General features: G+C 52.8%; 23 protein-coding genes. 13 read left to right on the top strand and 10 right to left on the bottom strand.

Translation table 11 applies throughout. The features are described from left to right. Positions 1 to 16: 16 nt before the first annotated feature. The 8 genes from EYC82_RS01650 to EYC82_RS01680 all read right to left on the bottom strand — a co-directional run bounded on the left by EYC82_RS01650 (position 17) and on the right by EYC82_RS01680 (position 8,433). The gene (locus EYC82_RS01650) at positions 17 to 337 is read right to left on the bottom strand and encodes a hypothetical protein (RefSeq protein WP_279247813.1); all 321 of its coding nucleotides are present in this window, start codon (positions 335 to 337) and stop codon (positions 17 to 19) included. A 100-nt stretch (positions 338 to 437) separates the two neighbouring features. Continuing rightward, a complete protein-coding gene (locus EYC82_RS01655) occupies positions 438 to 1,697 on the bottom strand; it encodes a Glu/Leu/Phe/Val family dehydrogenase (protein WP_279247814.1) in 1,260 nt (419 codons plus the stop codon). A gap of 80 nt (positions 1,698 to 1,777) precedes the next feature. Continuing rightward, complete coding sequence (locus EYC82_RS01660) at positions 1,778 to 2,869, bottom strand: AI-2E family transporter (protein ID WP_279247815.1); 1,092 nt, start codon at positions 2,867 to 2,869, stop codon at positions 1,778 to 1,780. 29 nt (positions 2,870 to 2,898) lie between these two features. Beyond that, on the bottom strand, positions 2,899 to 3,555 hold the full coding sequence (locus EYC82_RS01665) for a potassium channel family protein (protein ID WP_279247816.1): 657 nt from the start codon (positions 3,553 to 3,555) through the stop codon (positions 2,899 to 2,901). A gap of 24 nt (positions 3,556 to 3,579) precedes the next feature. Next, positions 3,580 to 4,464 carry an HlyD family secretion protein gene (locus EYC82_RS01670; RefSeq protein ID WP_279247817.1) on the bottom strand — a complete coding sequence of 295 codons (885 nt, stop codon included), beginning with the start codon at positions 4,462 to 4,464 and terminating at the stop codon, positions 3,580 to 3,582. A 12-nt stretch (positions 4,465 to 4,476) separates the two neighbouring features. Next, positions 4,477 to 4,689: a DUF1656 domain-containing protein gene (locus tag EYC82_RS18125; RefSeq protein ID WP_423243893.1), complete on the bottom strand. Its 213-nt coding sequence runs from the start codon at positions 4,687 to 4,689 to the stop codon at positions 4,477 to 4,479. Further along, positions 4,670 to 6,112, bottom strand: coding sequence for a TolC family protein (locus EYC82_RS01675; protein WP_279247818.1), 1,443 nt, complete (start codon positions 6,110 to 6,112; stop codon positions 4,670 to 4,672). Before EYC82_RS01675 ends, EYC82_RS18125 begins: the two co-directional genes overlap by 20 nt. A gap of 173 nt (positions 6,113 to 6,285) precedes the next feature. After that, a complete protein-coding gene (locus EYC82_RS01680) occupies positions 6,286 to 8,433 on the bottom strand; it encodes an FUSC family protein (protein ID WP_279247819.1) in 2,148 nt (715 codons plus the stop codon). Between the two features lie 124 nt (positions 8,434 to 8,557). Here EYC82_RS01680 and EYC82_RS01685 point away from each other — a divergent pair, with 124 nt between their 5' ends. The 7 genes from EYC82_RS01685 to EYC82_RS01715 all read left to right on the top strand — a co-directional run bounded on the left by EYC82_RS01685 (position 8,558) and on the right by EYC82_RS01715 (position 14,116). Continuing rightward, on the top strand, positions 8,558 to 8,914 hold the full coding sequence (locus EYC82_RS01685; RefSeq protein ID WP_279247820.1) for a hypothetical protein: 357 nt from the start codon (positions 8,558 to 8,560) through the stop codon (positions 8,912 to 8,914). 110 nt (positions 8,915 to 9,024) lie between these two features. Next, complete coding sequence (locus tag EYC82_RS01690) at positions 9,025 to 9,291, top strand: DUF4212 domain-containing protein (RefSeq protein ID WP_279247821.1); 267 nt, start codon at positions 9,025 to 9,027, stop codon at positions 9,289 to 9,291. Between the two features lie 9 nt (positions 9,292 to 9,300). After that, positions 9,301 to 11,037 carry a sodium:solute symporter family protein gene (locus EYC82_RS01695; protein ID WP_279247822.1) on the top strand — a complete coding sequence of 579 codons (1,737 nt, stop codon included), beginning with the start codon at positions 9,301 to 9,303 and terminating at the stop codon, positions 11,035 to 11,037. A gap of 34 nt (positions 11,038 to 11,071) precedes the next feature. Continuing rightward, a complete protein-coding gene (locus EYC82_RS01700; RefSeq protein WP_279247823.1) occupies positions 11,072 to 11,569 on the top strand; it encodes a hypothetical protein in 498 nt (165 codons plus the stop codon). An 81-nt stretch (positions 11,570 to 11,650) separates the two neighbouring features. Further along, positions 11,651 to 12,202, top strand: a complete 552-nt coding sequence (locus tag EYC82_RS01705) for a PadR family transcriptional regulator (protein ID WP_279247824.1) — start codon at positions 11,651 to 11,653, stop codon at positions 12,200 to 12,202. A 229-nt stretch (positions 12,203 to 12,431) separates the two neighbouring features. Continuing rightward, on the top strand, positions 12,432 to 12,737 hold the full coding sequence (locus EYC82_RS01710) for a DUF4124 domain-containing protein (protein ID WP_279247825.1): 306 nt from the start codon (positions 12,432 to 12,434) through the stop codon (positions 12,735 to 12,737). Positions 12,738 to 13,159: 422 nt separating this feature from the next. Further along, complete coding sequence (locus tag EYC82_RS01715) at positions 13,160 to 14,116, top strand: alpha/beta hydrolase (protein WP_279247826.1); 957 nt, start codon at positions 13,160 to 13,162, stop codon at positions 14,114 to 14,116. A 158-nt stretch (positions 14,117 to 14,274) separates the two neighbouring features. Here EYC82_RS01715 and EYC82_RS01720 read toward each other — a convergent pair whose 3' ends face one another. Continuing rightward, complete coding sequence (locus EYC82_RS01720) at positions 14,275 to 15,459, bottom strand: hydroxymethylglutaryl-CoA reductase (RefSeq protein WP_279247827.1); 1,185 nt, start codon at positions 15,457 to 15,459, stop codon at positions 14,275 to 14,277. Positions 15,460 to 15,567: 108 nt separating this feature from the next. Here EYC82_RS01720 and EYC82_RS01725 point away from each other — a divergent pair, with 108 nt between their 5' ends. The 4 genes from EYC82_RS01725 to EYC82_RS01740 all read left to right on the top strand — a co-directional run bounded on the left by EYC82_RS01725 (position 15,568) and on the right by EYC82_RS01740 (position 19,805). Continuing rightward, positions 15,568 to 16,197, top strand: coding sequence for a TetR/AcrR family transcriptional regulator (locus tag EYC82_RS01725; RefSeq protein ID WP_279247828.1), 630 nt, complete (start codon positions 15,568 to 15,570; stop codon positions 16,195 to 16,197). A gap of 88 nt (positions 16,198 to 16,285) precedes the next feature. Continuing rightward, positions 16,286 to 17,104 (top strand): dienelactone hydrolase family protein, encoded by an 819-nt coding sequence (locus EYC82_RS01730; RefSeq protein ID WP_279247829.1) that lies wholly within the window; start codon positions 16,286 to 16,288, stop codon positions 17,102 to 17,104. Positions 17,105 to 17,206: 102 nt separating this feature from the next. Further along, positions 17,207 to 18,910 carry an ExeA family protein gene (locus EYC82_RS01735; RefSeq protein WP_279247830.1) on the top strand — a complete coding sequence of 568 codons (1,704 nt, stop codon included), beginning with the start codon at positions 17,207 to 17,209 and terminating at the stop codon, positions 18,908 to 18,910. 31 nt (positions 18,911 to 18,941) lie between these two features. Continuing rightward, positions 18,942 to 19,805, top strand: a complete 864-nt coding sequence (locus EYC82_RS01740; protein ID WP_279247831.1) for a general secretion pathway protein GspB — start codon at positions 18,942 to 18,944, stop codon at positions 19,803 to 19,805. 17 nt (positions 19,806 to 19,822) lie between these two features. Here EYC82_RS01740 and EYC82_RS01745 read toward each other — a convergent pair whose 3' ends face one another. Further along, positions 19,823 to 21,214: an alkaline phosphatase gene (locus EYC82_RS01745; protein WP_279247832.1), complete on the bottom strand. Its 1,392-nt coding sequence runs from the start codon at positions 21,212 to 21,214 to the stop codon at positions 19,823 to 19,825. Positions 21,215 to 21,534: 320 nt separating this feature from the next. On the opposite strand from EYC82_RS01745, the gene EYC82_RS01750 reads away from it, so the two are divergent. Then, positions 21,535 to 21,873 (top strand): P-II family nitrogen regulator, encoded by a 339-nt coding sequence (locus EYC82_RS01750; protein WP_279247833.1) that lies wholly within the window; start codon positions 21,535 to 21,537, stop codon positions 21,871 to 21,873. A 2-nt stretch (positions 21,874 to 21,875) separates the two neighbouring features. Next, complete coding sequence (locus tag EYC82_RS01755) at positions 21,876 to 23,192, top strand: ammonium transporter (protein WP_279247834.1); 1,317 nt, start codon at positions 21,876 to 21,878, stop codon at positions 23,190 to 23,192. Positions 23,193 to 23,219: the final 27 nt, after the last annotated feature.

Consider the following 23,219-nt stretch of genomic DNA (forward strand, 5'->3'; position numbering starts at 1 on the left):
GCCTGACGCGGTTGCGCTAGCGCTTTATCTCGTCGTATCGATTAGTCGGCGGCGGCGGTGCTGGCGTGTAGTCAGGTTGTGCTTTCGAATCTTCTAACACCTGGCGAATGACTTGTCGCCTGCGTTCTGTGCGGCTCATCTCGCCAGCGTCGTCCCCAGAGTTGTCACTCACTTGAGTATAGGTTGACTCTGAGGCTGCAGGAGGTTCTGACAGCGGAGCTGAGGACGTCTCAGGAGCATCTTCGGGGTTGCCGGGAAGTGCAGAGTCAGCAATTTGGGCAAACACAGGGAAGGATATGAGGACTAGGCTTCCCAGAACAGCGCGGCGGAATTTCATTGGTGTGCTCCCTTCGATAAGATTCTCGTCCTCGAGAGAACGACTGTTTCACTAGTATAGCCGAAACGAATGATCTTTTCGTTTTGCCAGGTATTTTTGTCTATTCCAGCAAGCTTGCGGGCAATAGGTGACTCACCGCGCGCCTCAGGGTCGTGGTGCGTGCGACCCGCTTTATCGCCAGCACAAAGGCGGCGGTGCGCAGGTCTATATCGTCGCGCAGCGCCAAATCGGCTACGTTGCGATAGGCTCGCCGCATGACTTTCTCAAGTTCTTCTACGACGCGTGATTCATCCCAGCGGAATTGCTGGATGTTCTGTGACCACTCGAAATAGCTAGCGGTAACGCCGCCGGCATTGGCCAAGATGTCGGGCACAACCGTTACCCCTTGTTGAACGAGCATATCGTGCGCCTTGCAGGTAACCGGGCCGTTGGCTGCTTCGATCACGATTGTTGCCTGCACCCGGCCAGCGTTTTCCGTGGTGATAGCTTCCTCCAGTGCGGCCGGGATGAGTACATCCGCCTTGTAGACAATTATCTCGTTGCCGTCGATTGCATGTGCTCCAGGGAAGTTCTGTACGCTGCCGTTGCTGTTCACCCAGTCAATCAGTGCGGGAACATCAAGACCGTCGTTATTGGCTATGCCACCTTGAATATCTGAAATGGCAACGATCTTGCCGCCGCGCTGCGCGATAAGGCGAGCAGCATTACTGCCCACGTTGCCGAACCCCTGTATTGCTACGCTGACGTCCTCCAGCTTTCTATTCTGGTCTTTCAGGCATTCTTCCAAGGCATACATTACCCCACGGCCGGTAGCTTCCTCACGGCCCAGGGAGCCGAAAAGGTCCACCGGCTTTCCGGTGACGACGCCGGGACTGAAGCCGTAGAATTTGCTGTACTCGTCCATTATCCAGCCCATAACGGTAGCGTTGGTGTTCACGTCCGGTGCAGGGATATCAATAGTGGGGCCGATGACTTCCTTAATGAGTTCAACAAAGGTGGTAGTGATTCGGTAGAGCTCAGTTTCACTCAGTTTACTTGGATCGCAGTTGATTCCGCCTTTGGCTCCACCGTAAGGAATGTCTACCACTGCGGTCTTCCAGGTCATAAGGCTAGCGAGACTGGCAGCATGTTCTTCATCCATGCTCGGATGATAGCGAAGCCCCCCCTTCATGGGCCCCCTGGCTGAACTGTGCTGCACACGAAAGCCGAGATGGTGCATCAGATCGCCACTGTCACTTTCGGTGACAATTTCAACCCGTACTACGCGATTCGGCGTTAGAAGTATTGTGCGAAGTTTTTCGTCAAGCCCGAGGTGGTCTGCCGCCCGGTTGAAGAAAAAACTTACATTGTCCAACATCATGATGGAATAACTCCCGCGTTGCGTGCCTGCCGTTTGAAACGTTTTATTGGTTTAATAAATGAATTCATGGCAGAGTCCAGTCAGTCAATATCCTCTCCGGCCCGTTGCTCCAGCCACAAGATCAGAAGTTTGTAGAAAATAGAAAGGATAACAGCGCCGGAAAACAAGCCTACGATACCAGACATAATCATCCCTCCGATTGCGCCGACCAGTATGACAGGCATAGGAATGTCCAGGCCTCGCCCCATCAGCATTGGCTTGAGGGCGCTGTCACTGGCACCCGCGACAAGTTGATAAACAGTAAAGATTATGGCGCTTGTTGTATCCGCAGTAGAAAAGACATAAATCATAATCGGCGCGAGTACGATTAATGGAGGCAATTGCGCTATCGCCAGCACGAGGATCAATGCTGTCCATAGAGATGCCCCCGGCACACCCATCACGAACAGGCCGATCGCGATCAGGATGGTTTGGATGATGGCGACGCCGATGACGCCCTGTAAAACACTGCGAACTGTCGCCACGGTCAGGGACGCCCATTCGCCCCCCGGTCGCAAGCCGCCCACCCTGACAAAAAAGCGGTGTGCCGCCGCGCCACAGGGTTCCGCATAGGTCATAAATCCACCGGCGATCACCAGAGAAACGAGAAACATCAGCACACCTATCAGGCTCCCACCGATGCGCGTCAACAATTTGCCGGCCAGTTCTCGCAGTTGCTCCGCGTTGGCTTGTGCAAACGCTTCCAGGTCGTTACTCGCTGCACTCCAGGCATGGTGTAGTCGCTCACCGACCAGAGGCCAATCCTGTACCTTTTCAGCGGGAGGAGGCACTTTGATTTCTCCAGCATCTAGCGCCGTACTCGCTCTCTTTAGTCCGCCAACGGTAGCTTCCATTACGCTCCAGGAGGGAATGGCAAGTGCCAGGATGAAAAAAAGCGTGACCAGTGTTGCGGCAAGGCCCCGGCGACCGCCGATTTTAGCTTCAAGCCATTTTACAAGTGGAAACGCAGCTATTGCGATTATCGCGCCCCAGATCAGGGGTGTCGTGAAGGGTTTGATAATGTCATAGGCTACTATTAACAGTGCAAATAACAAAGACAGCCGCAGGGCTGACTCGATCATGTTACGCACGAACTGTGGGTCGAAGCTGGTATTATTATTGTTGTCGTCCATTGTGGGCGTCCTTGTAATTGGGGTGGTGTCTATTTTGATTTGCTGATGAAAGAACCTACTAGGCTGGCAACCACGACCGCCATGTAGAAAGATCCGGCGACGGCTTGTAAGTAGGCCAGGGTCCTGAAAATCGGAACTGTCGGCGTAATATCACCGTAGCCAAGGGTCGTCATTGTGACGAAGCTGAAATACAGCATCGACGATAAATTGTCATGCCAGTCCCGGTATTCGATACCGTCCAAACCGTTTGGCCAAATTTCCATCACCGCGAGGTACAACAGGCTCCAGATGATTCCCAGCATGAGATAAATGGCGATCGTCCCGACTATTGTGTTGAGTTCGGTTTTTCCAGAAGAGAACACTTGTCTGCAGCCTATATACGCCATGCCAATGTAGAAGGTCATACTCGCAGCAAGGCTTACACGTGAGCTAAACTGAAATACGGCATTTTCTCGGAATAGGGCGGTGGTTAAATTGAATATCACCATGACCATAACGAACTTGCGCCACCGACTCGACAGACTGAGGCTCAGATAAGCGACGAGTTCGGTAGCCAGGATCACTGCCTGCAGCAAGAGATGGTCTTCACCATCCGGGGTACTGCCGACGAATCCTGAAACCAATAGAAGGAAAACAAGACTTGCGGTGAAAAACAGGAAATTATTATGTGAATCGATTTTTTGCATGATCTAGCCTCCTTCTAGTGTGGCTCAAGTTCCGTCCGACATGATCATCACCGAGGCTGTAAGTCCATAACGTAAATGCACTGCCTCCGGCACGGGGTCTAACTTTATACGAACGGGTATGCGTTGGGCCAGACGTATCCACTGAAAAACCGGTTTGATGCTGGGTAAAAGTTTTACACCGGCGTTTCCATCGGAGGGTGCGATTCCCCAGCCCAATGATTCGACGTGGCCTTGTAAAGGCGAATCAGGATAAGCCATTAGCGTGACGCGTGCGAGGTCACCGATCTTGAATTTATCGATCTGGCTTTCGCGGAAATAGCCAAACACCCAAAAGCTGTTAACGTCTACCAGAGCCAAAATGGGAGTATTAGCAATGGTCTGTGTGCCGATCTGAAAATCGACATTGGAGACATATCCATCTAATGATGCGCGGATTTCGGTATAGCTCAGGTTAAGTTTCGCTCCACGCAGATCCTCTTTGGCGACATCAATCTTACTCAATGATTCAAGATAATTCGCTTCTCGGCGATTTAGGTCTTTCTGTGATACGGCGCCGGGGTCCTTGTTAAAAATGTCTTGTAATCGGTCGTATTCGATTTTTGAAGCGCGAGAACTGATGCGTGACCTCTTGAGGTTGGCATTGGCTTGAGCAACCGCGATCTCAAAGGGTTCCTTATCCAGTTCAAACAGCAGCTCGCCCTGATTTACAAACTGGTTATCAATAATCGGGATATGGGTGACCATGCCCGAAACACGGGGTGCGACCTGTATGACTTGTCCGCGTACCTGCCCGTCTCTGGTCCACGGGTTGTTCACGTATTCCTCAAACGTCTGCCAGGCAAACCAGGCAATTACAGCGATAACCGCAAGATTTAATACTCCTAGACCAAGCTTTTTAGCTAGTCCCATTTCTCGTCGCTCCTAAATCTGAATCCAGAAGATATCTATCAGCACTATATACAAAACCATCAACGCAATGAATGTTGTAGAGGGGAATACGATGTAGCGACTAAGTCTAAGCCTGTTAAGTAGTGCGGTTGTGCCCCAAGCTCCTAGCAGCGCGATACTAAATACGGGAACCAGAGGCGAAAGGTAAACATCTCCTACAGCAAGTTCATGGGGCAGTTGATTCATGCCTGTCCTCCCCGATGACGGTGTTCTCCTGGAGATAGCTTCCCCAATCCGTTCGCTGTTTCATCTGCTCTGCGATACCTGGCTTTACAACAGGTTGGTCTTTGAAAGGTTGCCAGCCTCCGCCGAGAGCCTTGTACAAAGCAATTACCTGATTTGCAATGTTGCCGCGAGTTTGTGCGTAGACATCTTCGCGCAACGTCATGGTTTCAACCGTGCTGAGTAAGCGCTGGTAGCTTACCAGGCCGTTATTGTATTGATTGAATGAGATACTAAAGGCCCGTATTGAGGATTCTACTGCGCTCAAATCATACAAGCTTTTCTCTACATAATTATCATAGCTATCCAGCGCGTTACTCACCTCGCGAACAGCCTCCAGCACAGTCTGATTGTAGTTAGCCAGGCTTTCTTGAAACAGTGCATCTTCAATACGCACAGCATTTTTTATTCGGCCGTACTGGAATATATTCCAGCTGAGACCGGGGCCAATATTTGCTGTGATAGCATCGCTGAGGTCAAAACTGCGACCAGAATTTACGGTTTGGCTTACTCCGACCGAGCCAAACAGAAAAAACTGTGGATACAAGTCGGCTTCTGTTAGTCCGATACGTGCACTTTGGGCTTGAGATAACATTTGCGCCACCTGCAGGTCGGGGCGGCGAAGCACCAGTTTCGCATCAATGTCTCGGGAGAGGGCCGGAGCGCGAGGAATAACCGAATACTCTCCATAGCTTCGTGCTGACACCTGCATTTCTTTGGATTCACTAGTGCGTTCTTCAAGCGGATTAACGCTATACCTCTGCGGCGCAGAGAGAGTGCTTTCTATTTTTTGCGGTATTGTTCCGAGAAGAACCGCGATCGCGTTACGAGCCTGTAAGCGCTGGATATTTAGTCCTGGAAGTGAGGACTGGGTAGCGAATAATTGCGCTTTCGCTTGCTGTACATCGAGCTCCGAAACATTACCCGCGTCAAACTGGACTTGAGTCATATCTACGACACGCTGCTGGATAGCGATATTCTGCCGGGAAAGATAAATTCTTTCTTGCGCCGTCCTGTAGTTGATGTAATTGCGAGCTATTTCTGCGGTGATACTTACCAGTACATCGTGATAGGAGGCGATGGATGCATAGAGCTTGGCTTCACTAGACTCTATGCCGCGGGCGTACTTGCCCCAAATATCCATCTCCCAGCCCACATCCAGCCCAGCATTGGCTGAATTGAACCAGTCTTCATTACGGTATAAAGCGCTGAAGTTGGCCTCTACCTGCTGTTGCTGTGGAAAAATCAAGGCATCGCTTATACCGAGAGCAGCCCGCGCCTGCACAATGCGAAGCCCCGCTGATTCAATAGTCAAATTTTGTCGTGCGCCGCGATCGATCAGCTTGTTCAGCGCAGGGTCACTGAATAGCTCCCACCACTTGCCCACGGCGTGAGTTTCCTGTGCGGATTTTGTGTTATTCCAACTGGTTGGGAGTTCTACAGGCTTCGGCTTGCTATAGTCCGGCCCGATAGTTGTGCAGGCCGCGAGCACGCAAGCCAGAGCTATCGCGCCGCCGCAATTAAAAACCATGAGCCGCTGCCCGATTTTTTCCTGAATACTTAGAATCGGTTCTCTCCCAGTCTGTTCCAGTCTACCGACTGCTGCGCCTGCCTGCAGGCTTCGATACTGCTCGCGATAGAGACCTGCAGGTTGAGATAAATATAAAATAGGGCGATCTCTTCCGGCCTGTAACGCTCGAGATAATCATCTTCCAGTCTGTGATCCAGCTCTGATTCGATATTTGCTACGCGATTGCGCAGCGGCTTTAATTCCTCTTTTTTGTCAAAGTGTGCGAGACAGTGACACATTTTGGCCAGAATGTTTTCTTCAGTCTCTCGCTTGACCGCTTTGATCAATCGGTTTTGCATAAATTCGTTGCGGCGATGCGCGACTATTTGCAACTGGCCTAGCAAAATCTCGCAAGCATTGTTAAGACTGAGAAGTGATTGGCGGTCTTCATGCTCGAGGGAGGTAGAATTTATACGGGCTGCCCATATCTGCATCTTCTCCAAAAGAGGCGCGCCGTTACCCAAACACGCTATGACCACGCTATCACTGAATTTGGCAGTGCCGTCGACGAGCCTGAGACTCTTTGCGCAGTACTGAAAGAAGCGATAGCGTAAGCTGCGGTAAAGCGTTTCAGGTTTGCTGCTAAATGGCACATTGACAGACAGGATCAGCACCGCACACACAAGATAGAACATGAAAACTTTAAGGAGGAGTACATCAAAGTTGTAATACATGGTGTTTTGTATTCCCAGTGTGAACAATCCAAGCAGAAAAAAAATGGAAACCGGACCCTGAAATACGAAAAATCCTAAAAAAGCGTATGCGAACACAAATATTCCAAGCGCCAGCCAGTGTGTCATGAGGGGCAGGAGGAATACGTAGGAAGGAACTGCAAACAGAAAACCCAGAGAGAAAAGTATGAATAATAGCTTCGGTGTAACGGGGGTGAAGGATGCTAATGGGATTAGCACCGTACAGAGTGTGACGAACATAAAGCCACCGGGTGGATTAACGGTTATCCAGATTGCGCTTGCTATCCAAAAAGTAAAAAATGCTCTCAGTGCCGTTTTAAGATTTTCTTGGTCCAACCAGACGACGGCCGGCACTCGATTCTGGTCTGTCTTTCGATCGAAGCGTGGGCCATCGTAAAATAGACTATCCAATGCACGAAGAATATCCGACAGCATGTGTGATAATTGTTGCAGTAGTTCTATCTGGCTGATGACCGCAGCGGCATCAAGATGTCCAGCCTCGCGCAGTGCATGAGTATTTAGGGAAATGGAGAGTGTCTCACCGTCAGAAGGCCGTTGTTCACCGCGCCACGCCATCTCCATCATCTCGAACTGGGCTTCAAGCCGGGTGAGCATCGCCTCGTAGTCATGTATAAAATTAGCGTACTCAACTTTCCGGTTGGAGATCTGTTTCAGGGCAGGTAGCAGTAGGCATTCTATTTCCCGATATCCGGCTGCCACGCAGCGCCACTCTGGAAGGTAGTTGACGACACCGTCCGCGTGGTTCTTAACAGATGAGAAATGCGTGTCGAACGCGTTGCCCTCAGTTAGCAGCTCGGCCAGGAAATCGTCCCGCGATTGTTCCTGATGCTCCTCGTTGTGTACGAGTCTTTCAAAACCCTCGCGATACCGCGTTCCGAGACTGCCTGCCATGCTGCGTGTATTGTCTGCTAGTCGAATGGGCCATAGCATGCTGGCTACCACGGTGTAGACAATAACTCCAAAAGCGGTCATGAAGGCGCGATCAATACCGTAAATAAAGGCACCCTCTGCGTCGCCACCGTTAAACACCATCAACGTGACTACGGCGGTTAGCATGAAGGCAGTGCTGTCTCCCTGAAATGCGTTATACAGATAAATGATGAGCGCGACGATGCAGGATACGGCGAGTAGGTAGAGCATTCTGTCCTGTGGAAGTAATGCGATTAGAGAAAGCCCGATAATGGCTCCGGCCACTGTGCCGACTACCCGAAGGACGCCTTTCTGCAAAGATTCGGAGATCATCCCTGTCGCGGCAATCAGCATCACAGTTGTGGCTGCAGTCTGGGGTTGCGGCCAGCCCAGCGCCATGGGTATCAGATAGGCGAGGGCCAGGCTAAGCGCCGTTTTAGTCGCGTGTTGTAATCGCACATTGGATACTACGGCGGTTGTTGTATGGGTATTCGTCTCAGCTTGCGATGCTGCCATGCGTCTTTTTTTCCGTAAAATGTCCGGATTATTTTTCCGGTTCTTCGGCCAGTCTAGCTGATAGGGAGTTGTCGAGCGAATTGTGCTAGATTATTTCATCATTTTGCGGTCTGCGGAAAAAGTTATGTTGCTTTCAGATAAAGGTTATGACCGTCGTTTCCCCCTTCAACTGCTGTTTGCCTTGCTTATAGTAGCGCCGACAGTTAAGGCGCTGGGCGACAAGGAAGTCGCAGAACTGGGTGAAAAGTGTGAAGCGGCCAGAGAGATTGCCCTTACGCCTATACGGGACCAGCGCACTCAAGCTTGTATCGAACAAAAGCTGCGCCAGCCAGACCATTGCAGGCGGTATTACAAGACCTACGGCAATGTGACTGTGCGCGGCGGTGTTACGCCGGTTATGGGCTATTTCTATGATCTACCTGAATGTGTTGAATGGATTGATGCGCGGGAGGCGCTGCGGGTCAGTCGCTCCAGGAACTAGTGGTATCTGTTCTGATTCGGGCTGTTCATGAATCAGTGCAGGGTCGCCCCAGTGATTGTTATCATTCATGAGAAAAATAAAAAAACACTAGCAATACAGGGAGTAATCAATTGCCCCAATTAACGAAGGAACAGGCAAGCGCATATTGGCGTCGCAATATCACGCTGGTCATTAAACTGCTGATTGTTTGGTTCATAGTGAGCTATGGCTGCGGAATCTTGCTGGTTGATACTTTGAATCAGTTCCAGGTTGGCGGCTTTAAGCTTGGCTTCTGGTTTGCGCAACAGGGCTCTATATACGTGTTCATCGCACTGGTTTTTTATTACGCCAGAAAAATGGCTGCGCTGGACCGAGAGTTTGACCCGGATCAGAACTAGGCGCTGCAGATGGATCTACAACAGCTCAGTTACTTGGTGGTTGGACTCACGTTTGCACTTTATCTGGGCATAGCTGTCTGGGCGCGTGCGGGCTCAACCCGAGAATTCTATGTCGCTGGTGCCCATGTGCATCCGATTGCCAATGGTATGGCGACAGCTGCAGATTGGATGTCCGCAGCCTCGTTCATCTCCATGGCCGGAATGATCGCTTTTATGGGCTACGGTGGCAGTGTCTTTCTGATGGGTTGGACAGGCGGTTACGTTATCCTCGCCATGCTGGTGGCGCCGTATTTGCGCAAGTACGGTAAGTTCACGGTGCCTGAGTTTATTGGCGACCGCTACTACTCTCAGGCTGCCCGTGCGGTAGCGGTAGTCTGTTTAATAATCTGTTCTGTAACTTATGTGATTGGACAGATGAAGGGCGTGGGCGTTGCGTTTTCGCGCTTTCTTGAGGTGGACTACGACACGGGTTTGCAAGTCGGTATGTTGATCGTGCTTTTTTATGCGGTGCTCGGGGGCATGAAGGGAATCACTTACACGCAGATCGCTCAGTACTGTGTGTTAATACTGGCGTATACCATTCCTGCAATTTTTATCAGTCTGCAACTGACGAGCAATCCTATACCGCAGTTAGGATTGGGTAGTACTCTTGTAGGCTCAGACGTATTTCTGCTCGATAAACTGGATCAGGTCGTGACGGAGCTGGGCTTTCGGGAGTACACCACGGATGTCAGGCTCAGCGGTCTGAATATGTTCGCTTTTACACTGTCGCTGATGATTGGTACAGCCGGTCTACCTCATGTGATCATTCGTTTCTTTACTGTGCCTTCCGTGCAGGCGGCGCGTTATTCTGCGGGTTGGGCACTGGTTTTTATAGCGATTCTTTACACTACCGCGCCAGCGGTTGCAGGCATGGCTCGTCTTAACTTTGCGCAGACTCTGGAAGCAGCGCCCGGTAAGTACTTGTCGATTGATGAACGACCGCAATGGTTCCGAAATTGGGAAACGACCGGTCTGTTGGCGTTTGAAGATAGCAACGGGGATGGGTATATACGCTACCACGCAGATCCAGCACTAAACGAGATGACTGTTGTAGACAGGGATATCATGGTGCTGGCGAACCCCGAAATCGCGCGTTTGCCTAATTGGGTGATCGCATTGGTGGCCGCTGGCGGCCTGGCCGCGGCCCTTTCGACGGCCGCGGGCCTGCTGCTAGCGATCTCGTCGGCTATTTCTCATGATCTTCTAAAGGGCATTTTTCTGCCTCGTATTACTGAAAGACAGGAATTGCTGGCCAGTAGACTTGCAATGGCTGCAGCGGTGCTGGGCGCGGGCTACCTTGGCCTGCATCCGCCCGGTTTTGCCGCTGGCACTGTTGCGCTTGCGTTTGGTTTGGCGGCCTCGTCAATTTTTCCCGCCCTGATGATGGGTATTTTCTCTCGTAGGGTAACCAGGGAAGGAGCGATTGCAGGCATGATAAGTGGGATCGGAGTCACGCTTTTTTACGTATTTCAGCACAAGGGTATTATGTTTATTCCAGGCACTGACTTCTTGGGCAATAGCCCTGCCAATTGGTTTTTCGGCATTGAGCCTAATGCCTTTGGTGTTGTGGGAGCATTGGTAAATTTTTCGGTGAGTTTCCTCGTATCGCGATTTTCTGCGGCACCGCCGCGTGAGGTGCAGGAGATGATAGAAAATATTCGTCTGCCTGCCGGCTCCAGCATCGCGTCTATGCGAGATAGCTGATTGAACATGTGGTTCCGAATTCAAAGAACTTGTTTTGGAGCGGACAGCGTCCATTAGCCTGATGGGTAGCCGACACCTTGTAATCGCACTAATGGTTGCGCCTCTTTTGGCCGTGGCGGGCTGGTGGGCCAGTGGTCTGCTTTACAGTCAAGAACCGGGTCCGGCGCAAAAGGGGGGTGTTTACCCACTGCTGGAAAAAAGTAATTGTCGCTATGCAAGTGGTCAGTGTTTGCTGGAAAACGTCGATTTTACGATAGCGCTGACATATGTCTCGGGGTTAGACGGGCACTTTCTGCTCGCTAGAGCCTCGCACCCGCTGAGTGACATTTTGCTGGCTGTGGGTGAGAACGAGCAGTCGGCGCCGCGGTCGATGGATCGGCGAGGTACAAGCAGTCGGGAGTGGAGGCTGGCACTGGATGGCAGGCCGGGCGCGGCGGCGCGTATTCGGCTGGTGGCGCGCAGCGCTGATGTCATCTGGTATGGCGATGCCGCCACGCACTTTATTAAAGCCCCGGTACCGGGTGTGCAGTGAACGTGTTACTGTTTAAAAAAATCAAAAAAATAGACTACCGACGGCTGCCATGTCTGACCGTCGTAGTGAGGAAGGAAGAGTATGGCGCTCGCGCATGCAATCATGACCGCCCTGATTGATGACGATCTTTCCGGCTACGAGTTGTCGCGCGATTTCGAGGCTTCCATGGGTTTCTTCTGGCACGCATCTCACCAGCAAATATATCAGGAACTGCACAAACTAGCGGAAAAATCGTTTCTGAATAACCGGGAGGTGAGCCAGAGTGGCAAACCTAACAAGATTGTATACGGTCTAACCAAGGCCGGCAGAGACGCACTGGCGGAGTGGGTTTATGACACCACTAAAAACCAGAACGCGAAGGACGAATTGGTGATCAAGCTATACAACTTGAGTGAAGAGAATGCATCTCACCTGGCAGCCGAGATTGATGCGCGACGGCAGGATATGATGCAGCGTCTCTACACCTTCGAAAAGTTACGCGTAAAGCATTACAACGAGCCACAACTGCTGCCCACGCGCAGCAAAGGGGTGTATCTGGCGTTGATTCGGGGCCTGGGCCAGGGCCAGCAGTTCCTTGCCTGGTGCGATGAAGCATTGGAACTGATCGCCACTGTCAGTGGCAAATCGAAATAATTAAGTGGCTATAAACGGCGTCGCGACGACCGCCTGAACACCAAACAAGCCCTGCTGGTGCGATCTGCACACCTCAACCGACTGACCCGGTCAGGGCCGCGCCTTATGGCGTTAACACACTGAAAAACATCGAAAATATTTTTTCTAGAAATGCGACGTGCTTCCTCGTACGCACGGCGGGAGGAGGAGTATAGTTCCAGATATAGCTATATAGAATGGAATTCGTAAAATGAAACAATTAATGGTTATTTTGGTGCTGGCGACGCTGCCTCTGGCGGTCCGTGCTGACATGTATATGTGCGTGGACCCACAGACTGGCGCTACCAGTTTCACCGATAAGGCCTGCAAGGGGGCGGCATCTCAGCAAGAGATCAAGGTTAACGCGATTAATCCCGGCGGGGTGCGGCAGGCGAGTCAGCCTCGCACGCGAGACAAGGCGTGGCGAAGTCAGGTGGATGCGCGCAAGACGGGTACAGATTTCAACTCAGAACGCCGAGCTATTTACCGGGGCAAATCATTGACTGCGGCTAACTGATTTGCTCGTTGGCTGTTTTGCCGTTTTTATCGACGGCGTCGCACACCGTGTAGGATGGCATCGGTTCAGCCATCATTCCGCCGACCGTATTTTTCCACGATAATAATTTATAAGCTGATGCTGCAACAGCCCGTTCAGCGGCCGGACGATTAGTGCGGTTGCGCGCTGCCCGTCGGCGCAATAATGATGGAGTGGCGGCGGGTATTTTGAGAGAACCAGGTCTTCGCGTGTATCGCGGATCTGCCAAGCGGCATAACAAGTACCGTAAGCGCCATGGTTTGGTGGGCCTCTGTGCATGCGGGCTATAAAGGTACTATCACCACCTATCACCGCAGTACTCGTTATAATAGGACAGGTATTCGGCGCAGTGTCCGCAGCGGTGGCGCCCCGGACCATCCATGTATCCCGCTGTCTGGAGAAAAATGATGAAGTGGTTTTTGCTGTTTCTCGGTCTGTTCGCTGGCCTCATTGTCTTTCGTAAGTGGTTGGCGGGTAAGACATGGGTGCCGCAGCCTGCTGAAACGTTCGAGGGGAGACTGTTGCAGTTGGGCGAGAACCTTGTCGCGTTGCCGGATCGCTCACACCTGCCTACAGAAGTGGTCAGTAATACCACACTCATTTGTTTCCCCGGCTTTCTCGAGGACATGCGATATTTTTTAGAGGTGCACTACAACACGCCAGCGCGCTTGGTGCTTATCGGCAATGCAAACTATCAGAATCCCTTCGCTGCTGTGCCGGAGGAAACACCGGTCTGGTACGGCGATAACCCTCACTTGGTAGGCACGATCGCCCACGATGCATGGAGCCTTAATCGCGTGCTGGAGTGTATGACAGGCCCCGAGCGCGTGGTATTACACGGCCATTCGAGGGGTGGGGCCGTAATTCTGGAGGCCGGCCGTCAAAACCCCGCGATGGCTGCACGGTTGGAGGCGATCCTTGAAGCGGCCGTGGTGCCTAAGGGGCGATTGGCGGGCCGTGATGAGAAACGGTTGAATCCTTTAGGTTTTTATCTTTACCCATTTGTTTTTTCGCTGCTGCGGCTTTTTCCGCAGAGAGTACTGAAATCGCCGATGATGTGGGTGACGAATGCGACCAAGGACCGTCTCGTCGCCTCAATACCATATGCACCGCGGCAGTACGCTACCGCTGTGGTCAATATCCGAGACATCATCGATTGGCAGGCGCGCACGGATCACAGCTACTACAATAGTTTTAAGCGGGCGACTCTGTATGTCGGTGAGCGCGATGGCGTTTTGTGGCGCAAGGCGATGCTCGAAAGTGCTGCCCAGTCGGAGGCGGTTGAGGTAATAAGGACTGAAGGTACAGATCATTTCATCAGCCTGGAGAGTCCTGATACGATCAGGGCATATTTTCAGTAGCGCGCAAATCCCAAAAGCAGTTTCGGCTGAGTGCTTGCGGCAGTGGGTGCACAGTACCTGCAGCTTAGCCATGTGTGAAACAGGTCTTCTCTTTAACCCGTGACTCGTGACGCAGTGCAACGATGCGATTGGCAATAATATTATTGCCGGGGCTTTTCTCAGCGATTGCGTCCAAGTTTTTCGTGTGCGTCTACCCACTCGTTAGCGCCAGTCTCCTTGTCCCGCTGCGCTGCCGCAACCAGGGATAACTCTCCGGCAACTGTCAGGCCCGCGGCAATTTCCAGCAGCTTGTAGGCCTTGTCCTGGCCGTAGCAACCCATAAGTTCCAGGCATTCCCGCTGCGTTGACAGGCTGGTGCCGCCACCGTAGGTGGCCATGATAAGGGCAGGGAGGGTGATGGAGTAGTAGAGATCGCCGTCGCTGGTTACGTAGTTATAAACAGAGCACTGGTTGGCTTCGCCGATATTCGCCATGTCCTGGCCGGTTGCCATAAATAAAGCGGCGAGCCCGTTGGCAGGATGAGCGGCGTTGTTGGAGGCGCCCGTGAGAAAAGCCGCCAGCGTACTCACGTTGTAGCTTATATGCATGTGTTCCGGACTGACCCGCAGCACATCCTGTAATACCTGCCGAGGGATAGTGATTTCTGCAGTGACTTTGCGGCCACGGCCTTTGAGGGAGTTAACAAATGAGGTTCTCTTTTCCGTGTCCATTCCACCTGAAAGGCCATAACTGCGCAGAGCGGGACATTGCGTGCGGATCCATTCGCAGGCGGCATAGGTCGCCTTACCCGTCATGTTTTGCCCCGCGGCATCACCCGTGCTGTAATCGAAACGAGTGTAGACCATGTTATGCACGCAGTATTGTTCGATCTCCAGCAGCTTTCCTACAGACGTTGTTGCCTCTGCCTGAGCTTTGATAGCAGCAAAATTGGCGGTGAGCCAGTGGCCGAAATCCCGGGCGTCCCTTGCATTGCGGAAAAGGAATACCGGCGCTCGCTGCATGGCCTCACCGACTACAGTGGTGGTTACACCGCCACTTTCGCGAATCACTCGCATACCTCGATTATAGCTTGCAACCAATGTGCCTTCGATGGTCGCCATGGGGACGTAAAATTCTCCCTGCGCGTGCTCGCCGTTTACCAATAAAGGACCTGCTACGCCGATAGGAAGCTGGGCGACACCGAACAGGTGTTCGCAGTTGCCCTCCATGGACTCAGGATCAAAAGAAAACGATTTGGTGTGGGACAATGTTGCGCCGGTTTTTTCTTCAAGGAATCCCTGTCGCTGCGAAATGATCGCACTGCTGTAATCGTTTTTGTTATCACGCGGAATTTTGTTTGTCATGAGCTGCCCTTAAACTAGACGATGTCAAGATAAGCGTGCTAAATTAACGACCGTCTCCTACAGTGTCAAGATAAATTGGATAGGCGTGACGGCAAGGTGACAACACTCATGGCAAATACACGTGCCTCATACGGCAGCTCTTACCATCATGGCGACCTCAAGGCGGTATTGTTGGATGAAACCGCTCGAATCGTTAGGGAAGAGGGTGAGGAGGCTTTGTCCCTCAGGCGCCTAGCGGCCACCGTAGGGGTTTCCCGGACGGCGCCATACCATCACTTTAAAAATAAGCAGAGCCTTCTTTGCGCTGTTGCAGAGGAGGGATTCGTGCGCTTCAATCAGGCTATGAAACTCGCGATGCGCAAGTCTCGTGCACAAGGCGATCGAGAAATCATGCGCGACTATGCTCGCGCCTATGTCAAATTCGCGGTCAACAACCGGGAGTATTACGATCTTATGTACGGAGCCAAGACCTGGCGCTCCGACGTGCTTGCGAAATCGTTGGCTAAGTCTGCCCGGGCTACCCTGCGAGGCAATATTGAGCGCCTACAGTCCTGGCAGGCCAGAGGTGGGATTGACGCCTCAATAGATGTTCCAGCGTTTGCGCAGGTGGCCTGGGGAACACTGCACGGTATCAGTCGCCTTTTGATCGATGGTATTTACACTGATTCCGCCTCTGTTCGTCGTATTTGTGATAACGCGGCTGATATGCTTTGGCATCGTTTGGCGCAGGACAGGTAGAGATGTTTCCGAGCACTGTATGCTTGTGCAACGGATTAATACAGATGCGCTGCGGTAATTTGAGACTCAATGAAAGTGCGAGGCGTCTATGAGGTTTGCCAAGCCGTTTCTGACGGTGTTTGTTGCAGTGGTGCTTGTGATTGTGGGGGTTGGCTACACCCGCTTTTATGAGGCGTTGCATATTACGCCGCTAAACTTTGCTGCTGCACGGGATCAGGTTGTGCCCCATATACAGGTTGTGTGGCCAAGGGGTGAGGGACCGCACCCTGCGGTGCTGATGTTCCACGGCTGCGGAGGCGTCAAACCGGCTCTTTTAACACGCGCTAACGAATTCGCGAACCGGGGGTATGCCGCCGTTGTAATTGATAGCTTCAAGGGACGCAATATCGACTGGCAGAGGGTCTGCGATGGAGAAATCCTGTTCGGTGATCAGCGCGCAGTCGACGTGCTGGTGGGCCTGGACTTTGTTCGTCGCGACGCGCGTTTTGACCCCGGTCACCTGTTTCTGGCGGGATATTCCCACGGCGGTTGGACCGTGCTCGAAAGCGTGTTCTATAACGGAGAGCTGCCCAGAGGTTTGTTGGATGCGCCAAATACTTCTTTGGACGGCGTACGCGGCGTAGTGGCCTGGTATCCTTACTGCGGTCTGGTGGCGCGCTTCCGGGGCGGTTGGCAGGCGGAATTACCAATATTAATGTTATTGGCGGAAGAGGATCAAATAACACCTGCGCAGCCCTGTGTCGATGTTGCCCGGAGTATGGCGAGGGCGGGGCGACCGGTCGATTGGCGTGTTTTCGAGGATGCCGCACACGGTTTTGATACAACCCACGACTGGGTCCGAGGTTATGACGCGGAGATTCATGCTAAGGCTCGCGCAATACAGGAAGAATTTCTTGATGCTCATTGAGTCGGGCGTGGGTTTGTTGAAAGCTCGACAGGTAGCTTTGATGACGGCCCTTGGGCATAATGCGGGTAGTCTGAGACGCACAGGCTAGGGGCTGGCGACTGTATGTATTATCAATATTTCGGGTTGAACGAGCCCCCGTTTTCTATCGCGGTTAACCCGCGCTATCTCTTTATGAGCCCCCGTCACCGGGACGCACTGGCCCATCTGCTGTATGGCGTAGGAGCTGGAGGAGGATTTATCCTCCTGACTGGAGAAGTGGGTACTGGCAAGACAACGATTAACCGTTGTTTGCTGGAACAGATTCCCCAGGACACGGATACGGCGATCATTCTAAACCCAGCTTTAAATGCAATGGAATTGCTCGCCAGCGTGTGTGATGAGCTCAATATCGACTACGATCAAAACAACCATACGCTGAAAACGCTGACGGACCACTTACATAAATTCTTGCTCGACAACCACGCGCGAAATCGCAAAACCGTTTTGCTGATAGACGAGGCCCAGCATCTGGAGTTTGATGTACTCGAACAGATCAGACTACTTACCAATCTGGAAACCAATAGCGAAAAACTGTTACAGATAATTTTGATTGGCCAGCCCGAACTGGCACAGATTCTGGCTCGGCCGGAGTTACGCCAACTCAATCAACGCATTACCGCCCGTTACAATCTTGAACCTCTGAATCTTGAGGAGACTGGCGCTTATATCAATCACAGGCTGCAAGTGGCAGGCATGAGTCCAGAGCGCGTTATCTTCGGCAGCTCCGTGGTGCGCGGAATTTACAAGGTGACCCGCGGCATTCCGCGGGTAATCAACGTGCTTTGTGACCGTATGCTGTTGGGTGCCTATGGGCGTAACAAACCTCGCGCTGATCATGCGATGTTACAGCTGGCCGCGCGAGAAGTTCTTGGCGAAGCCTACACATTTAATCCTACCTGGCGTTGGGTGGGCGCGATCGTGCTGTTGGGTTTGTTAATCTGGGCAGGGGGCTGGTTTTTAGGGAGCTACACTGCGAATACGCCAACGCAGCCGCCCGTTGCCAGTGTGCAAACTACAGGGCCAGATGTTACTGCAGTGATAGCTGGGGCCGAGCCGTCAGCCGTTGATGTAGGGAGCGCCGCGCTGGCGGAAAGCGTGTCAGTCGACCCGGCGCAGATTTCTCTCGTTGAGCCTGTTGAGATGGCGGAGATCATGTGGCCCCCCGGGGACGCATTCGATAAGCTCTGGTCTATTTACTCGACTGAGCCGGCGTTACAACCGCCTTGTACAGAGCGAGTTCATGCTGGCTTGGCGTGTTATGAGGGCGAGGCATGGACCTGGAACGAGATGCAGGCACTGGACAAACCCTTGTTACTGGATGTAATTACCCAGGACAGGTTTTCCGCCGGCGTTCTGATATTGGGTATTACAGATACGACTGCCTGGGCTTTGTCGCGCAATGGCGTGATTGAGGTGCAACTGGCAGATCTAGCGACCTACTGGACGGGGCGTTACCGATTTTTGTGGCGTGTGCCAAAGGGCTTTCAATCGTCACTTTCGCTGGGGCAGGAGGGCGATGTTGTAACGCGCGTCGCAGCGCTTTTTGCACGTCTGGATGGACAGCTCGAACCGCTAGCGGTCGATCGGTTTAACTTCGCTTTGCAGCAACGTGTGCGCCTGTTCCAGCGAGAGCAGGAACTGGCTGATGATGGCGTAGTGGGTCTTCAGACGTTGTTGCGCTTGAATGCGGAACTGGGAGTGGATGTCTCCGCTGCCGAGGCGAGGGAATTGCTGCAAGTGAAGCCAATAGAGGGCGTCTACCGGTGAAGCCCGGCGCCGCTCTCAGGAGACTATCAGCATGTCGCTAATACTCGATGCCCTGAATCGTTCACGGGACGAGGTGGATCCGGTACCCAATCTTGGCACGCATCATCCTGTCGAGCCCTTATCTGAAAGGCTGCCACAGTACCTGCCTTGGTTGGGTCTTGGTGTAGCACTCGTGGTAATACTTGTGCTTGTGGTGCGCCTGACGAGAGATTCCGTTGTGGACGAGCGTGAGGCGGTTGGCGCGCCTGTGGCAGCGCTGACTCAGAACATCGGCAGTGCGGCGAACTCGGTGACGAATGAGTTAAAGGCGAGGGCTGAGTCCAGGCAAGCGGCCACTGCCACATCTGCGGTGAATCCCGAAACCAGTTCTGTATCGCCCTTGCAATCGACGGCAGCAACACCGGCGGAACCGAAAACTGCTGTAAAAAGCGAAATCGTGCCTGTGGATACGCCAGATCCCGTCATTGCGCAACTCTACCGAGACAAAGATAAGCTGCAGGCGCCTGCCGAGCAAACGCCCGTTTCAGTTACACCAGCATCTAATGATTCGCGCAACATGGAGGCCTCGGAGGAAGAGGTTATCGATATCGAGAGTGTGCTTGAAAGGGCGCAGCGTGAGATAAATAACGCCAACTTGATTGAGCATCCGGCGCCTTTTCTCACCACTTTGTCACAACGTGCGAAAGATGAGATTCCCACTATTTACTATCAGAAGCACGATTACTCCAGTGATGTGGGAGTGTCTTCGGTAACCCTGAACGGGAAAGCAGTGAAGTTGGGTGGCAGCCCTCTGGCAGGTTTAAAAGTGGATGAGATACTTCCCGATTCTGTCATCCTGACTTATCGCGGGACGCAGTTTCGACTGCGTGCCCTGAACAGCTGGGTGAACCTGTGAGCTCACCGGTGCGTCGATTACAAGTTAAGATATCCGCGGATAATCCGAAAAATATCTGGTTGCTGCAGGAAAGGTGAGATGCGTCCGAGCCCCTCGGTATTGCTGAAAAGCGGTACCGCCGCTCCGGTGTGTTCTCCCATTATAAAGTCGTTAGTGGCGTAGTTTACTGCCATGAGTGAACCTTCTGGTGTCTTGATCCTCGCTATCTTTCCCGGTGTAAAAACGGGCACAGGATAGTCGGCGAACAGGCTTTGGTCGGGTACCAGTTGGGCCACCTGGGAGTGATCCGAAGTGACTATGATCAGCGTGTTGGGATTCCTCGACGCAAAGCGCAATGCCAGGGCTAGTGCCTCTTCCAGTTGTGCCATCTCACCGATGGAACCGCAGGGCTTTCGTTCATGTGCCTGTTTATCGATGGATGCAGATTCCACCATGAGGAAAAAGCCTTTGTCGTTATCGTGACTGAGATGAGTGAGAGCAGCCTCAGTCATCTGGGCAAGGGTCGGTGTACCATCGAAATCCGGATTGGGTTCGCAGTTCATAGGGTCGGGTAACCGGGCGCTCCCGAGATAATCGTTCAGGTAGTTCAACCAACTGCGCACCGGAGCCTCTGCCTCCCGTCCATTCTCTCCCCTTAGTCGGACCGGCAGATTGCCTTGTGCGAACAGGCCGAGCAGCTTTTCGCCCGGTTTTTCCTGTAGCAGCTCTTGTGGCCGCGTGACGACTACAAATCCGTTGTCCACCGCAAGCGCTTCCACCGTGATCTCTTCGCCTTCGGCGGTCGCTTCAAAACGTTGGCGACCGCCGCCCAGAAGCAGGTCCAGGGGAGATTCGATCAATTGTTCAGAGATGGAGCCGCTGCCGCCGTTGGCTTTAAGTTCCGCCGAACAATCGGCGATTTCGAAGCCGTAAATAGAAACATCGACCATGGTATCCGGGTCCTCGCAGCGACGTGAGCTCATGTGTACAGCGAAGGCGGCAGGCGTTGCGTCGGTCACTCTCGCTGTGGTGACTAACCCAGAGCGCAAGCCCGCTTCATCAGCGAGCTCAACAAGGGTCATCAAGGGCGTGTTGGTGCCAGCGGCGGTTGCGATGCGACCCCGACTGGTGACCACGCCAGTCGCCATAGCGGTAGCGGTATTGGCAGAATCTGAAACATAGACAGGTTTGCCATCAACCTGGTCTTCGATGGCGAGCACCTGGACCTGCGCGCGCAGTGGCATTGTATCCAATAGTAGCTGGCCGCTTGATCCTGCGAGATAGTTACGGGCAATGGTGATTTGTTGCTCATCCATGCCGTCTCCGATGATGAGAATCACGTTGCGTGTCGGTTTGTTATCGGCGACTGAAAGAACAGCGAAGAGCAGTAGGGCGCTGGCCAGCAGGGCATGAAAAAGCGAGCGGATCATGCGCACATTCCATTGTTGGTTTCGACAGAGGCGTATTCATAGCATGCCGGTCGGGTCATTGCACCCTCTCTATTTCTGGTCGAGCATCACTGCGAAGAAACGCATTTTCGAATCCCGCTGCGTGGGGCGTATTATGCGTGGCCACCACAGGGCCACGATAACGCGGTTTTTCTGATTAAGAACGTGTGACTGTTAACCTTTGCGCTGGATTATGTCAGGATGCGCGTTCCCTATCGTCATGGCGGATAAAACCAATCCTGAGCGCCCTGAACATACCCCTATGTGCACCAAAATTGGGCAAAATGAAGAGAGGAAACCACATGAAAATGATGACTGCGATCATTAAGCCGTTCAAGCTTGATGATGTCCGTGATGCGTTGCATCAGATTGGTATAACCGGAATGACGGTAGAAGAAGTCAAGGGTTACGGCAGGCAGAAAGGCCATACCGAACTCTACCGTGGCGCTGAATATGTCGTTGAATTTCAACCTAAAATCAAGATCAGTCTGGGTCTTGGAGACGAGCAGGTTGATGCGGCGATAGAGGCGATTTGTTCCTCTGCCAATACCGGAAAGATCGGCGACGGCAAGATTTTTGTAACGCCGCTGGAGCAGAGTATTCGCATACGCACCGGCGAGACCGGTGAGGAGGCGCTGTAATCATGGCCAGATTAATTAGACACTCTTATGCCTTTGGATTGTTATTGACGACCTTGCTGGCGTCTGGCGGTGCTAATGCTGATGAGCTCAATGGCGCTGACACCGCGTGGATTTTGACCTCCACCGCTCTGGTTCTATTCATGACCATTCCGGGCCTTTCCCTGTTTTATGCAGGTCTGGTGCGTGTCAAGAACGTACTTTCGCTACTCATGCAATGTTTTGCGTTGACCTGCCTGATGTCTCTGCTGTGGTTTGCCATTGGTTACACTATCGCGTTTGGTAGTGACGGCGTGGAGCAAGGACCGTTTATCGGAGACTTTGGCAATGTATTTTTTGCAGCCATGAGCATGGATTCGATGAATGGGGCGATACCCTCTACCCTATTTGCGACGTTTCAAATGACGTTTGCTGTAATCACGCCAGCGCTGATCGTAGGTGCCTTCGCCGAGCGTATGCGTTTCTCCGCGATGCTGCTGTTTTCCTCCCTTTGGTTGATTCTGGTTTATGCGCCGGTTTGCCACTGGGTGTGGGGTGGTGGCTGGCTGGGCGATATGGGCTTACAGGATTTTGCCGGTGGTACCGTGGTCCACATCACTGCGGGCGTGGCGGCGCTGGTCACAGCGTTGGTTATAGGTCCTCGAAAGGGTTTCGGGACTACGCCTTTGCCTCCCCATAACCTGACCATAACGGTTGTTGGCGCAGGAATGCTCTGGGTGGGTTGGTTTGGCTTTAACGCGGGTTCAGCGTTGGCGGCGGATAACACGGCCGCTATGGCCATGCTGGTGACGCACTTGTCAGCGGCTTGTGGCTCGCTCGCGTGGATGGCCATGGAATGGATTCGCCATGGTAAGCCTTCGGTGCTGGGTATCGTTACCGGTATGGTTGCTGGTCTCGGTACCATCACCCCGGCGTCGGGTTCGGTAGGACCCGCTGGAGCGGTAGTGATCGGACTAACCGCCGGTGTGGTCTGTTACTTCGCCACCCAGCTGATCAAGAATACCTTCAAGATCGACGACAGCCTCGATGTCTTCCCCGTTCACGGCGTCGGCGGAATTCTCGGTACCCTTCTGGCTGGGGTGTTTTGTGCCACCAATCTGGGCGTATTCAGCGGCAATGGTTTTACCGGTGATGCCACCAGCATAGGGGGGCAGCTTTACATCCAGGCTACAGGGGTTGTTGCTACGTTCGTTTACACTGGCATTGCGAGCTACATCCTGCTCAAACTGGTTGATATGGTCGTTTCTCTCCGGGTGGATTCCGAAGAAGAGAATCAGGGCCTCGATCTCGTGCTGCATGATGAGCGCGGGTACAATCTGTAGTAACTCCGGTTGTGATGCGTCTAAGGC

The organism is Candidatus Marimicrobium litorale, from assembly GCF_026262645.1.
Taxonomy (GTDB): domain Bacteria; phylum Pseudomonadota; class Gammaproteobacteria; order Pseudomonadales; family Halieaceae; genus Marimicrobium; species Marimicrobium litorale.

What these genes read in the sequence shown, in the direction of transcription:
- EYC82_RS01650 (WP_279247813.1), bottom strand. Translation starts at nt 337, where the DNA reads ATGAAATTCCGCCGCGCTGTTCTGGGAAGCCTAGTCCTCATATCCTTC.
- EYC82_RS01655 (WP_279247814.1), bottom strand. Translation starts at nt 1,697, where the DNA reads ATGATGTTGGACAATGTAAGTTTTTTCTTCAACCGGGCGGCAGACCAC.
- EYC82_RS01660 (WP_279247815.1), bottom strand. Translation starts at nt 2,869, where the DNA reads ATGGACGACAACAATAATAATACCAGCTTCGACCCACAGTTCGTGCGT.
- EYC82_RS01665 (WP_279247816.1), bottom strand. Translation starts at nt 3,555, where the DNA reads ATGCAAAAAATCGATTCACATAATAATTTCCTGTTTTTCACCGCAAGT.
- EYC82_RS01670 (WP_279247817.1), bottom strand. Translation starts at nt 4,464, where the DNA reads ATGGGACTAGCTAAAAAGCTTGGTCTAGGAGTATTAAATCTTGCGGTT.
- EYC82_RS18125 (WP_423243893.1), bottom strand. Translation starts at nt 4,689, where the DNA reads ATGAATCAACTGCCCCATGAACTTGCTGTAGGAGATGTTTACCTTTCG.
- EYC82_RS01680 (WP_279247819.1), bottom strand. Translation starts at nt 8,433, where the DNA reads ATGGCAGCATCGCAAGCTGAGACGAATACCCATACAACAACCGCCGTA.
- EYC82_RS01685 (WP_279247820.1), top strand. Translation starts at nt 8,558, where the DNA reads ATGTTGCTTTCAGATAAAGGTTATGACCGTCGTTTCCCCCTTCAACTG.
- EYC82_RS01695 (WP_279247822.1), top strand. Translation starts at nt 9,301, where the DNA reads ATGGATCTACAACAGCTCAGTTACTTGGTGGTTGGACTCACGTTTGCA.
- EYC82_RS01705 (WP_279247824.1), top strand. Translation starts at nt 11,651, where the DNA reads ATGGCGCTCGCGCATGCAATCATGACCGCCCTGATTGATGACGATCTT.
- EYC82_RS01710 (WP_279247825.1), top strand. Translation starts at nt 12,432, where the DNA reads ATGAAACAATTAATGGTTATTTTGGTGCTGGCGACGCTGCCTCTGGCG.
- EYC82_RS01715 (WP_279247826.1), top strand. Translation starts at nt 13,160, where the DNA reads ATGATGAAGTGGTTTTTGCTGTTTCTCGGTCTGTTCGCTGGCCTCATT.
- EYC82_RS01720 (WP_279247827.1), bottom strand. Translation starts at nt 15,459, where the DNA reads ATGACAAACAAAATTCCGCGTGATAACAAAAACGATTACAGCAGTGCG.
- EYC82_RS01725 (WP_279247828.1), top strand. Translation starts at nt 15,568, where the DNA reads ATGGCAAATACACGTGCCTCATACGGCAGCTCTTACCATCATGGCGAC.
- EYC82_RS01730 (WP_279247829.1), top strand. Translation starts at nt 16,286, where the DNA reads ATGAGGTTTGCCAAGCCGTTTCTGACGGTGTTTGTTGCAGTGGTGCTT.
- EYC82_RS01735 (WP_279247830.1), top strand. Translation starts at nt 17,207, where the DNA reads ATGTATTATCAATATTTCGGGTTGAACGAGCCCCCGTTTTCTATCGCG.
- EYC82_RS01740 (WP_279247831.1), top strand. Translation starts at nt 18,942, where the DNA reads ATGTCGCTAATACTCGATGCCCTGAATCGTTCACGGGACGAGGTGGAT.
- EYC82_RS01745 (WP_279247832.1), bottom strand. Translation starts at nt 21,214, where the DNA reads ATGATCCGCTCGCTTTTTCATGCCCTGCTGGCCAGCGCCCTACTGCTC.
- EYC82_RS01750 (WP_279247833.1), top strand. Translation starts at nt 21,535, where the DNA reads ATGAAAATGATGACTGCGATCATTAAGCCGTTCAAGCTTGATGATGTC.
- EYC82_RS01755 (WP_279247834.1), top strand. Translation starts at nt 21,876, where the DNA reads ATGGCCAGATTAATTAGACACTCTTATGCCTTTGGATTGTTATTGACG.